11 protein-coding genes are annotated in these 12020 nt (G+C 36.4%); 3 read left to right on the top strand and 8 right to left on the bottom strand.

Annotated features, from left to right (window positions below; translation table 11 throughout):
- The first annotated feature begins 529 nt into the window (after positions 1 to 529).
- Positions 530 to 1330, top strand: a complete 801-nt coding sequence (locus MKY76_RS02415; RefSeq protein WP_004229711.1) for a TIGR00266 family protein — start codon at positions 530 to 532, stop codon at positions 1328 to 1330.
- 38 nt (positions 1331 to 1368) lie between these two features.
- Here the strand turns inward: MKY76_RS02415 and MKY76_RS02410 are convergent, their stop codons facing one another.
- The 4 genes from MKY76_RS02410 to MKY76_RS02395 form a co-directional block, all read right to left on the bottom strand.
- On the bottom strand, positions 1369 to 2331 hold the full coding sequence (locus MKY76_RS02410; RefSeq protein ID WP_112117207.1) for a D-glycerate dehydrogenase: 963 nt from the start codon (positions 2329 to 2331) through the stop codon (positions 1369 to 1371).
- Positions 2332 to 2546: 215 nt separating this feature from the next.
- Entirely contained in the window at positions 2547 to 3839 is a 1293-nt protein-coding gene (locus tag MKY76_RS02405; protein WP_342557373.1) for a globin-coupled sensor protein, read from the bottom strand.
- A gap of 294 nt (positions 3840 to 4133) precedes the next feature.
- Positions 4134 to 4967, bottom strand: a complete 834-nt coding sequence (locus MKY76_RS02400; RefSeq protein ID WP_048393460.1) for an undecaprenyl-diphosphate phosphatase — start codon at positions 4965 to 4967, stop codon at positions 4134 to 4136.
- Between the two features lie 107 nt (positions 4968 to 5074).
- Entirely contained in the window at positions 5075 to 6154 is a 1080-nt protein-coding gene (locus MKY76_RS02395) for a metallophosphoesterase (protein ID WP_257961675.1), read from the bottom strand.
- A gap of 295 nt (positions 6155 to 6449) precedes the next feature.
- Between MKY76_RS02395 and MKY76_RS02390 the strand changes: the two genes are divergently transcribed.
- Positions 6450 to 7598, top strand: a complete 1149-nt coding sequence (locus MKY76_RS02390; protein ID WP_048393289.1) for an acyl-CoA dehydrogenase family protein — start codon at positions 6450 to 6452, stop codon at positions 7596 to 7598.
- Between the two features lie 36 nt (positions 7599 to 7634).
- On the opposite strand, the gene MKY76_RS02385 is transcribed toward MKY76_RS02390, so the two are convergent.
- The 4 genes from MKY76_RS02385 to MKY76_RS02370 form a co-directional block, all read right to left on the bottom strand.
- Positions 7635 to 9845 (bottom strand): HAMP domain-containing sensor histidine kinase, encoded by a 2211-nt coding sequence (locus MKY76_RS02385; protein ID WP_342557372.1) that lies wholly within the window; start codon positions 9843 to 9845, stop codon positions 7635 to 7637.
- A gap of 16 nt (positions 9846 to 9861) precedes the next feature.
- Complete coding sequence (locus MKY76_RS02380) at positions 9862 to 10017, bottom strand: hypothetical protein (protein WP_155483369.1); 156 nt, start codon at positions 10015 to 10017, stop codon at positions 9862 to 9864.
- Complete coding sequence (locus MKY76_RS02375) at positions 9995 to 10687, bottom strand: response regulator transcription factor (RefSeq protein WP_048393287.1); 693 nt, start codon at positions 10685 to 10687, stop codon at positions 9995 to 9997. The genes MKY76_RS02380 and MKY76_RS02375 overlap by 23 nt, the downstream gene beginning before the upstream one ends.
- A gap of 76 nt (positions 10688 to 10763) precedes the next feature.
- The gene (locus MKY76_RS02370; protein ID WP_269897420.1) at positions 10764 to 11627 is read right to left on the bottom strand and encodes an EamA family transporter; all 864 of its coding nucleotides are present in this window, start codon (positions 11625 to 11627) and stop codon (positions 10764 to 10766) included.
- A 157-nt stretch (positions 11628 to 11784) separates the two neighbouring features.
- Between MKY76_RS02370 and MKY76_RS02365 the strand changes: the two genes are divergently transcribed.
- The gene (locus MKY76_RS02365) at positions 11785 to 12015 is read left to right on the top strand and encodes a hypothetical protein (RefSeq protein WP_004229745.1); all 231 of its coding nucleotides are present in this window, start codon (positions 11785 to 11787) and stop codon (positions 12013 to 12015) included.
- Positions 12016 to 12020 lie beyond the last annotated feature (5 nt).

Below are 12020 nucleotides of genomic sequence, written 5' to 3'. Positions count from 1 at the left end.
GTATTCCATAGGTATAAGTCTATGAATTTAACCAGAATCTATTTCGCCTTGGAATAATTGCGTCCGAGCAGTGGAATGTGCTTACACGTTTCACTATTCGTGACAGCTACCAGTGGCTTTATCTCCATACATCAATAGTTGCTCCCCACCAAAAGAAAAAATGTCTCATTAGGAATCTTGGAGTGAGCGGAGATAAAATATGTCAAAATTCCGAATTTTCAATATACACCACACCTTGTAATACTAGCATTTCAATAATAATCGGTGACAACTGCCAGAGGCTTTATTTCCACTTAACTTCCTTACCTCAATATAGAGGATGACTTCTAAATTTAGAAGCCTCTTAAGGTTATGTATATTCACAATACCCTTAGTTAAATGAAAATAAATAATACACATTCTAGTTTTTTATATTCGACATTTTCTAACTAATTCCCTTTTTTTCTAAAATATTTAATTTTCTATTGAAACCAATGTAACCTATAATCGTATACAATATCATTAAATTTATTTTTGGAGGAATCCCTTTATGAATAATCATGAAATTGACTACAAGTTATTTGGTGACGACATGCAATATGTGCAAGTTGAGCTTGACCCTCAGGAAACAGTTGTTGCAGAAGCAGGAGCGTTAATGATGATGGATGATTCGATCCATATGGAAACTATTTTTGGTGACGGCTCACGAGGTGGCTCACAAAGTGGTCTAATGGGTAAATTATTAGGTGCCGGAAAACGCCTAATAACAGGTGAGAGTTTATTCATGACAACATTCACAAACGTTGGCTCAGGTAAGAAGCATGTTTATTTCGCATCACCATACCCAGGGAAGATTATTCCGATGGATTTAAGCCAATTAAACGGTAAAATTATCTGTCAAAAAGATGCATTCTTAGCTGCTGCTAAAGGGGTCTCTGTTGGCGTTGAATTTCAGAAAAAAATTGGAGTAGGCTTCTTCGGTGGTGAAGGCTTCATTATGCAAAAGCTAGAAGGTGACGGCATGGCATTTGTTCATGCAGGAGGAGCCATTCATGAAAAAACATTACAACCGGGTGAAGTTTTACGTGTGGATACAGGATGTCTTGTAGCAATGACATCCAATGTGGATTACGATATTGAAATGGTTGGAGGCGTAAAAACAGCCCTGTTTGGAGGCGAAGGAATCTTCTTTGCTACATTACGTGGTCCTGGAACAGTGTGGGTACAATCATTACCATTTAGCCGTTTAGCCAGTCGTGTCTTTGCAGCTGCACCTATTTCGCAAGGTGGAGGCGGTCAATCTAAAGGTGAAGGCGGTATCGGCGGCTTATTCGATTTATTCAATAGATAAAAAAATGGAGCATATCTTTCACCGATATGCTCCTCTTTTTAATCAATTCGATTGGATATTGCCTTGCCTTGTCCATAAGCAGTCAAAGCTTTTACATTTAACATTAGCATAGCCGTTCTCGTTTCTAATGACGCGCTACCGATATGTGGCAGAGCTACTACATTTGGAAGTGTTAATAAGGGATGATCCATCGCAATCGGCTCTTGTTCAAACACATCTAGTCCTGCAGCCCAAAGCTTCCCATTTTTAAGAACATCGTATAGCGCATCCTCATCAATAATTCCACCACGTGAGGCATTAATTAATACCGCATCTTCTTTCATCAAAGCAAGTTCCTTTGCACCAATGAGTCCTTCCGTATCACTATTATAAGGTGTCATAATCACAACAAAATCAGATTGCTTTAATAGATCCTCCAGCGAAACATACTGGAAACCATACATTTCTTCTGCTTCATGACGACGTCTGCGATTATTATACAAGATTTTCATATCAAACCCTTTTGCTCTTCTAGCAACAGCTTGGCCAATTCTCCCCATGCCAATAATGCCAATTGTGGCTCCTGAAACATCCTTGCCAACCAGTTGCATTGGATACCAGCTTTTCCATTTGCCCTCACGTAAATATCTTTCACTTTCTGGAATTCTACGAGCAGTTGCAAGCAGTAAGCCAAATACTAAATCCGCAGTTGTATTAGTTAAAACTCCAGGCGTATTTGTCGCCATAATGCCTCGTTTTTTTAAAGCCTTCACATCGATATTATTATATCCAACTGCTAAATTCGTCACTAATTTTAAGTTGGGTGCATGCGAAAGTAATTCTTCATCTACTTGGTCAGCTATCGTTACCCACAGTACCTCACAGTCAGCGACAGCTGCGAGCAATTTTTCACGTGGAATCACAACTTCTTCCTCATCCCATTGTGAGATTTCATAAAACTCCTGTAGCAGTTCAACAATATGTGTAGGAAACTTACGTGTTATAAATAATTTCTTTTTCATGCTCCAAACACCCCTCTACTCAATTCCCTAATTCGCCTATAGCGTAACACTTAAAACAAGCATTTTCTAGGGTTTTGTAATCTTCCTCTTTCTATAAAATTTGCTATTAGCTAATTCATCAGCCTCTTAGTTGATTTATCCATAAAATAAGACCTTTTATCCTAATTCACATACTAAAAAACTATGCATAGATAGTATGCATAGCTATATTTCTTTTAAAACTCTCTTATTGTTGTATTTAAGCGATTAGCCACCCTCGCTAATTCTTCCGAAGATTCACCAATCGATTCAATAATAGTAGCTAATTCAGATACTTGATTATCGACTTTTTGGAAATTTGAGATCGAAACTTCTACAGAACCCGAAATCGCATCAAAAGCTTTTAGGGATTCAGCATTACGTTCGATACTACTATTTACAAGCTCCTGTATGTTCTGAATTGCTTGTACAACTTGTGTTGTGATACCATTTGACGTCATGATTAACTCAGCAATCTGTTCAACAGAGCTTTTCGTTTGATCCGCAAGCTTGCGTACTTCGTTTGCAACAACTGCAAAGCCTTTACCATGCTCACCGGCACGTGCCGCCTCAATTGCAGAGTTTAACGCAAGTAAATTTGTTTGCCCAGAAATACTTTTCACAATTTCTACAACGGCATTTATTTTCGAAGAGGATGCATCTAATTGCTCCACCATATTTGCCATTTCAACGGTCTTATGATGAATCTTCCCTGTTTGTTCATTAATAGATATTATTTTAGTATAGCCTTCATTAGACACTTTTTGCATTGATTCTGCTTCATACATACTTTCCTTCAAAGAAGCGTTGACACGCTTTGCGCTATATACAAGTTCTGTTACTGTTTCAGTTGTAGTTTGTGATTGAACCTCTAATTGTGTAGAAACTCCGCCGATAACATCCTTTACATGGTCCCTAACATTATTGCGTTGTGTTTCAATTAGTATACTTGCATAGCTATCGTATTCTTCTAAAACGATTTGTTGTTCAAAATTACATATTTTACTGATAGCATCACAAAACTTCTCTTCTTCGCCCTTTGGTAATCGTAGTTCATAGACTATTTTGCGAAGTGATTTCTCAAGTATTTGAAAAGCAGCTAAATACCACTTCGGATATAAATTAATCTTTACATGCATTTTGGCCACACGTCTTCGCTTTTCTAAAAAGGCTTCATCTATTCTCCCCTCAAACATTTCAATAATATGGTGACGTAATGTCTGTCGTAAACGTTCGCTGGAGCTATGTGATTGAATAACCTTTTGTAAGGCAGGAACACTTTCTATTGCATGATAAAATGCCGCTACCACTTCTACTACATTTCTTTCTACATATGGTTTTAAACTATTAATCAGCTGAAGATCATGCACACTTAACCCTACAAGATTTAATTGTAGTAAACGGTCTGGATCTTCTATAAAAATACCGATTGTTGTTTCATTTCTTATTTCAATTGTATTTTTCTTAGATCTATTGATAAGTTGAAACATTTTCTCCACCTCATATATTTAATCATATATCTTAATAAGTCTATATTCCTACTTTTTATAAAAAAACAACAAATAATTAGACACTTTATGTATCAATTATAATCTCAAAACATCTAAATGAACAATATGTAGGTAAATGTTGTCTAATATTATTATAATTCGCTATTAATTTATGCTTTAACATGATTCTTTATACTCATTTTCTATCAATTTATTGAAAAAATGGATATATGATTCAATAATCTTAACGCAAAAAAAGCCACTGCTTCTTGAAGAAGAAGCGTGACTTATTGTTTACATGAAAATGATAACGCAAAGAACTGCTGCTAAAACTAAACGATAAATGGCAAAAGGCATTAATTTTACCTTTGAAATAAGCGCTAAGAAAAACTTAATGGACAATAATGCAAAGACGAACGAACTAATGAATCCTACAGCATAAAAGCCAAAATAGTCCATTGATAAAGTATCCCAGTTTTTCAAAACGGATACGAGGCTAGCTCCTGCCATGATTGGCACAGCCATAATGAATGTAAAATCGGCTGCAACACGGTGACTCATACCAAATAGTACCCCACCCGAAATCGTTGCACCTGAACGAGAAAAACCTGGCCATAGTGATAGGCATTGTACAAGTCCTACCTTAAATGCTAAACCATAAGAAATCTTATCTAAAGAATCAACTTTTGGTTTTCTCGGTGCCAACTTATCTGCAGCAATCATCAGAATTGCTCCTGCCACTAGTGCATAAACAACATGCTCTACTTTAAAAAGATGGTCGTCAATAAAATCCTTGAATGCAAAACCTAAGACAACTGCTGGTAGCATACCAACAATAACATGCAATAAGTTAAAGCGGCCATTTATGGACTTAGCTTGACCTTCAATTTTATATAAACCAACTAAGCTTAGCATACGTTTCCACATAACTACGATAACCGCTAATATGGAACCAAGTTGTACAACAATTTTAAATGTGTTGGCAGGATATTTCCCTAAAAACTCCTCAGTCTTTAACCACATATCATCCACGATAATCATATGTCCCGTAGAAGATACTGGTGCAAATTCTGTCATACCCTCGACAAAGCCTAATATTAATGCTTTTAATAACTCTATAATTTCCACCATGTCACCTTACCTTTTTTAATCAAATACCCACTTATTATAAAATACTAAGTTTTTATATACTACTGCCTTTTCACCTAAGAAGCCGATTGTTAGATTATCACATACTATTTAAATGTTATATCTACTACCCAAAGCTCTGATCTACTGCCAATTCGCATCGGTGGGCCCCAGAAGCCATAGCCTGATGAAACAAGTGTATGCATCTGTTCCTTCAACTTATAACCATAATCCAGTTCAAATACACGAGCTGTTATATACTGATTCGGCCACAGCTGTCCCTTGTGTGTATGACCAGACATATGTAAATCAACGCCCATTTGGGAAGGCGTGTTTAAATCGTCAGGTGTATGATTCATTACAAGCCATGGTAAATTAGCAGAAGGCTTTAGCACCTCAAGTGGTTTTCTTTCTTTATTCGTTCTGTCCTCTTGCCCTGTTAATATAAACGCATCTTCTATAAGAATTGTTTCATCTAGGAGCATTTTCACATTGGCATTTTCCATTTCCTTAATAAATTCAGGAATTTTTTTGCCATAATATTCATGGTTACCTAATATACCATATGTTCCATATGTAGATGTTAATTGTTTCATGACATCTGCCATACCCTCTTGAACAAACCATTTAGGGTCATCGTCCACAATATCCCCAGCTAACAACACGATATCTGGTTGTGCTTCATTAGCTAAGCTGACAAAACGTTGTAAATGTCGTTTATGGGATAAAACACCTAAGTGAAAATCAGATGCTACAACAGCTCTTAGTGTGTTTAAGTCACTATCTTGTTTATCAACAGTTATTTCTAAATGACGAACAACTGGAGAGTAGGCTAAATAGGAGCCAATGATACTTAACAAGAATAGGATAGCTACTGCTATACTACCTATTATTTGCACGTTTTTAAAAGGTGTAAGCAAAATAATGAATTGTGCAACTAAACATAGCAATAAGCCATATTCAAAGATAAACATCCAATAATTACTGATTACAGAAAACACACGTAATGACTCGTGTAATCTTCCGATTATAATACTAAAAGCAACCATATACAGCACGATCCAAAATAATACTGGAAAACGAAACCACCCCATTGCTACAAGCCACTGCTTTACTCCCCACCCTAAATAGAAAGTCAAAGCACTATAAATACTAATTAAAAGAACAGCGCCGATTACTTTTGGCATAACCAAGTCCTCTACTTTCTTTCTATAATTTAATTGATTATACCATTATACTTATCAATCATATTGCTTAAAGCACTTGAATAATCTTCTAAAGAAAGTAGGAACTTGTCCAAATTTAAGTTTACCTTTTCATTTCATTCGTTACTCTCGTTTTACATGACATTTCACTGTATATAGATGACATTTTCGTCATTTACATACTAAACGCTACTTTTATTTTCACATTCCTTCCAGTAACATAGTAGGTGAACGAGCAAATTCGCGTATTTACGAAGAAAAAGGGGTGCTATTTCAAATGACACGTTATAAATTTGAAACAACAGAGCATGAATTATTTCGCAAAACCTTTCGTAAGTTTTTAGCTGAAGAAGCTGAACCGCATTATGCACAGTGGGAAAAAGATCATCTTATTCCGCTTTCTTTTTGGCGTAAGCTTGGTGATATGGGTTATCTTTGTCCACAAGTAGAAGAACAATATGGCGGGCTAGGCTTGGATTTCAGCTTTGGCGTCATTATACAAGAAGAACTTGAACGTATAGGCTCAAGTCTTATCGGGGTTGGCCTGCATAATGATATTGTTGTCCCGTATATCGAAGCATATGGGACACACGAACAAAAATCTCGATGGCTACCAAAATGTGTCACAGGCGACTATATAACAGCTATTGCAATGACGGAGCCTGGCACAGGTTCAGACTTGGCTAATATCAAAACGTCAGCCATTCGCGATGGGGACCATTATATTGTAAATGGTCAAAAAACCTTTATAACAAATGGCATCCATACAAACTTAGCGGTTGTCGCAGTAAAAACAAATCCTCAGGCTGATAAAAAACATCGTGGTATTAGCCTACTTGTTATTGAAGAGGGCACACCTGGCTTTACAAAAGGAAGACAGCTCGAAAAAGTTGGTATGCATGCCCAAGATACAGCTGAACTCTATTTTGAAGATTGTCGAGTGCCTGTTCAAAATCTACTTGGCGAAGAAGGCAAGGGCTTTCATTATATGATGGAAAAACTGCAGCAAGAGCGATTAGCAGTAGCGATTGCCGCACAAACAGCCGCTGAGGATATGCTTACACTAACGCTAGACTATGTGAAATCACGTCAGGCTTTTGGCAAAACAATTGGTGACTTCCAAAATACACAATTTAAAATAGCTGAAATGGCTACTAAAATCGAGCTTGGTAAATCCTTTTTGGAATCATTGATTGAAGAGCATATTGCAGGCAATGATGTTGTGACAAAAGTTTCTATGGCAAAATACTGGATTACCGAAAATGCACGTGACCTTGCTACGCAATGTATGCAATTGCATGGTGGCTATGGCTATATGGAGGAATATAAGATTGCTAGAAGATATAGAGATATACCTGTTATGTCGATCTATGCTGGTACTAATGAAGTCATGAAGGTTATTATCGCCAAAAATTTAGGCCTATAATAAAAAAGGCGGCAGAAGTTTGCCGCCTTTTTACCATTAAACTGCTGGAATTCGAACGATTACTTTAAATAAATCACCATCTACATCAATGCTCATTCTTGCTCCATGTAAATCGACAATGGATTGTGCAATGGCTAATCCAAGCCCTGAGCCCTCTGTATGACGTGAGGCATCTGCACGTTTAAAGCGTTCAAATAATTCCTCAGCATCTTCACTAATTTCATACTTTGCTACATTTTTCACCGTAAATTCAGCATCGCCATCTGCCGTACGCTTAAATGTCACATAAACACGCGTTCCCTCTAGCGCATACTTCAAAACATTGACAATTAAATTATCAATAAGTCTCCACCATTTTTGACCATCCACATATGCAAAGATTGGATCATGAGGCATGGTCATTCGTAAATCTAGTTGTGACTGTGTTAAATCCTCTTTATGCTCCCCTACAGCTTGTTGGATAAGCTGTGTTAAATCTACTCGACTGCGGTGAAGTTCAATATTACCACTAGCCATTTTCGATACTTCAAAAAGGTCTTCAATCAGCACTTTTAAACGCTCAGACTTTTTATCTAGTATATGGATGTATTGTTTCCGTTCTTCCTCTGTAATATTTGGCTTCTTCAGTAAATCGGTATACGTAATTATAGAGGTTAAAGGAGTACGTAAATCATGACTCACATTTGTAATCAGCTCTGTTTTTAACCGCTCACTTTTCGCCTGCTCATGCATGGACGTACGCACACCTTCTCGTAAATGATTGAGGTTTTCTGCATGACCTGAAAGCGGAGATTTACCTTTTACCTTTACATCACGATTTAAACGTCCTTCAGCCATATCCTTCGTATCTTTCATAATACGGTTTAAATAACCCATTCTTGATAGGAAAACAATCATAGCAGGAAATCCTATAAACATACAAATGCCAAGTACAAGGACTGGAAAAGCTCCGCCTCCTATCATGGTAGCAACAAGGCTACCACCTCCAAAGAAGGCTGCGGCTAGCATTACAATTGAATGTAATGCGATCGAACGATTAATAAATAAGTCAGTCAACGAATCCCCAAGTGACCATAAATAGCTCGATTTCACATTTTCCTCTAGCTTTTTCAAAGTATTTACTCTTGTATACAACCAAATTAATTGCACGAAGAAAGCACTACCAATTACCATTAAAACAAGTATTTTAAAGCCAATATCGAGTATAAAACGGACATAATTATAATTATAAACAGAATTATATTCAATAGATTCAAAAACAACCTGGGCTGAAATGAAATACATAAGGCTCGTTATTAACAAAAGAATAATTTGTACATCGATTTTATACTTTGTTAAAAGATCTTTTTCCTTCATACTCGTAACTATCTGTAATAAGTCTTTACGCCCCCTCCATACAAAGACGGCCATTAAAATACTTGTGAGCCAAATAAAGTAATGAGTATATTGATTGCGTTGAAACTGTTGAAATTGTTGATACCCTCCCTGTATAACATCTTCTGACATTGCTGCTTTTTTTGAAATAGCTATTACACCTGTATATTCAGCTGTTTCGTAAAGATCATCTACATTTACGTATGTTTCGGTATTGTAAAAAATATCTCTTAAATTCTCACTGATATTCCATGCATATAGCGGTTTTCGATCAGTATACTTAATTTTATAGGCACTACTTTCGGTAACATCACCTGCACGGTACGTTTTACCAGTTTCTGTATTAGTCAACTCATAAGACCAATAGTCATAGTTTTTTCCAAAGTTTTTGGATTCACCTTTTGCTGCTTTAATATATTTATCAATGAGGGCTTCCTTTTCAGCAAGAATCTTTTTTCTTACATGCTCATCATCTTCAAAATTTGCTGTAATATCTTTAATTTTATTATCACGTTCAGACACTAGCTTTGTCTTTAATTCTGTTGCATTGGCATCTATAGCTTCCTGAATGCGTTGTTCGTATTGTGCCTTAATGTTATCGATTTGCTGTCCTAATGTACCATAATAATTACGATGATCTTCTATTTCAGTTTGAGTAATCTCAATTTTATTTTTCAATTCCTCTGCATTTGGTACATTAATTACTAACGGTCCTAGTTCTGCCGTGAAATTATCGATTTCATGTTGGAAATTTTCCGAATCAAAATATGATTTACCAATATACTGATAGCCCACATTATAAAAAGTAAAGACTCCGAAAATTGTCCAGATTAAACACATTAATACGAGAAGAGATTTCCATTTTTTTATCATCCCTTTTTACACTCCTCTAAAAAATTCTTTCTAATAATTGTAAAACCTCTGAGGAGCGAGAATCGACGATTTGATAGGCATAAATTCCAAAATAGATAAGCCCAATAACACCTGCAATAAATCCAGCAATAGTCATATACTTCTCTAATTTATTTTTCCATTTTATAGCCAACGCCCCATACCACCTTTAGATAGCGTGGATTTTTCGGATCAGCTTCAATTTTCTCACGTATTTTCCGAATGTGAACAGCTACAATATTTTCAGCATTATAAGCTTCCTCATTCCAAACACGTTCATAAATTTCACGAATCGAAAACACACGCCCTGCATTTTTCATTAATAGTTCTGTAATTTTATATTCTATCGGGGTTAGTCGAACTGGTTCTCCTTCTAGTACAACCTCTTTTGCCTCTTCATCAAGAATAAGTCCGTCTATTTCCACTTTTGTAGCTCCCTCACTATACGTTCCTAGCTGAACATAACGGCGCAGCTGGGATTTTACACGTGCCAACAGCTCTAATGGATGAAATGGCTTTGTTACATAATCATCTGCTCCAACCGATAATCCATGAATCTTATCGCCATCCTCCGCCTTTGCACTCAGCATGATAATGGGAATATTGCGCTCTTCCCTAATTTTAAAGGTTGCTGTAATTCCATCCATATTTGGCATCATGATATCTAAAATTATTAAATGTACTTCATTGTTCTCTAGCTTTTTTAATGCATCTAAGCCATCTGCTGCTTTAATGACATGATAGCCTTCATTTTTTAAATAGATTTCAATACCATCACGAATATCTTGATCGTCATCTGTAACAAGAACTGTTAATTTCGTCATGATATACACCTCGCTCTCAAATATAAGTGTATCTTTTAAATCTTAAAAACCAGCTATTATAAAAATGAAGAATTTCTTAAGGTTTTAGCTTTTTTCTCCCACCCAATGTTAAAACAACAATGCCACCTAAAAGCATCGCTACTCCAAGCCAGGAAACTATACTTAAGTGTTCTCCAATTAAAAACACACCAAGAATTGCAGCAGTCAATGGTTCTGCTAATGAAAGTGTTACAGCTGTGGATGAACTAATTTTTTGTAGTCCACTTAAAAACAGGAAATACGCTACGCTTGTACACATAATCCCCATAAATAACATTGTCCATAAGTTGTGCACATTTACTAACCAGGAAAATCCACCTTGTATAGAAAACGGCAGTAAAAACAAAGCGCAAATGGAGAATGTCATAGCAACTGCGGGTAACGCTTCTTCTTGTGCCATTAATTTTTTACTTATGTTTGTGTAAAATGCAAAGGATAAACCTGCACAAAGCGCTAATGTGAATCCGCCAACGTGAACAGACTCCTCTCCATTATTCATAAACAATAAAAGACATCCGATAATGGCCATCAATGTAGCAAGTCCCCATACTGCTGTGGGACGTGTTTTCCATACTAGCCACTCTAATACACCAGAAAACACTGGTGCACTACCAATAGTAGCAACAGTTCCAATGGCTATACCTGTTAGACGAATGGATGAGAAGAAAAGACCTTGGAAAAACGCAATACTAGCCGCAGCTAAAATTGTCCATTTCCATGACCACCTTAAAAAATTAATTTTCCTCATTATAATCGTAATAGCTAATAATAAACTGCCACCAATTGCAGATCGAATCGTGGCTACAGCTATTGGAGATACCTCTTCATCCAAATATGTCTGGGCAGTACCTGTCATTCCCCATAGAATAGCTGCTAGTAATACAAACAATGAATTTAACATTTTTCAGCTCATCCCCGCTTCACATCTTTCTCCATACTAATCATACATATTTATCCAAAATCAAACAATTATCATTTTTACTTTTCTTTTAATTCCAATATAGTATGTTTTCTCATGAATGGACGTTATAATAAAAACAGTAAAAGGAGCGAATCGTATGTACAAATCAATTGAAGAGACAGCTATTGATCTTGGTATGCCTGAGGATCAAGTAATGCGTCTAATTTACGAAGGACGCATCCGTTCTGTTTACGATGGCCAACAAATTTTAATCAATAGTGGACAATTCAGCACTTATTTTAAACAATTGGAACGTATAAAAGAGGAAATTGAAATTTGGCGTGCTACTCCTATTCCAGAGGACATAGACGTCAAAGATGAAGACTAAAAGCC

This window comes from Lysinibacillus sp. FSL P4-0201 (genome assembly GCF_038593425.1).
Taxonomy (GTDB): Bacteria; Bacillota; Bacilli; order Bacillales_A; family Planococcaceae; genus Lysinibacillus; species Lysinibacillus capsici.
Note: the sequence above shows the minus strand (reverse complement) of the source record. Positions and strands in the feature narration are given on the sequence as shown.

Coding starts and splice junctions, on each gene's coding strand:
- MKY76_RS02415 (WP_004229711.1), top strand. CDS start 530: ATGAATAATCATGAAATTGACTACAAGTTATTTGGTGACGACATGCAA.
- MKY76_RS02410 (WP_112117207.1), bottom strand. CDS start 2,331: ATGAAAAAGAAATTATTTATAACACGTAAGTTTCCTACACATATTGTT.
- MKY76_RS02405 (WP_342557373.1), bottom strand. CDS start 3,839: ATGTTTCAACTTATCAATAGATCTAAGAAAAATACAATTGAAATAAGA.
- MKY76_RS02395 (WP_257961675.1), bottom strand. CDS start 6,154: ATGCCAAAAGTAATCGGCGCTGTTCTTTTAATTAGTATTTATAGTGCT.
- MKY76_RS02390 (WP_048393289.1), top strand. CDS start 6,450: ATGACACGTTATAAATTTGAAACAACAGAGCATGAATTATTTCGCAAA.
- MKY76_RS02385 (WP_342557372.1), bottom strand. CDS start 9,845: ATGATAAAAAAATGGAAATCTCTTCTCGTATTAATGTGTTTAATCTGG.
- MKY76_RS02375 (WP_048393287.1), bottom strand. CDS start 10,687: ATGACGAAATTAACAGTTCTTGTTACAGATGACGATCAAGATATTCGT.
- MKY76_RS02370 (WP_269897420.1), bottom strand. CDS start 11,627: ATGTTAAATTCATTGTTTGTATTACTAGCAGCTATTCTATGGGGAATG.
- MKY76_RS02365 (WP_004229745.1), top strand. CDS start 11,785: ATGTACAAATCAATTGAAGAGACAGCTATTGATCTTGGTATGCCTGAG.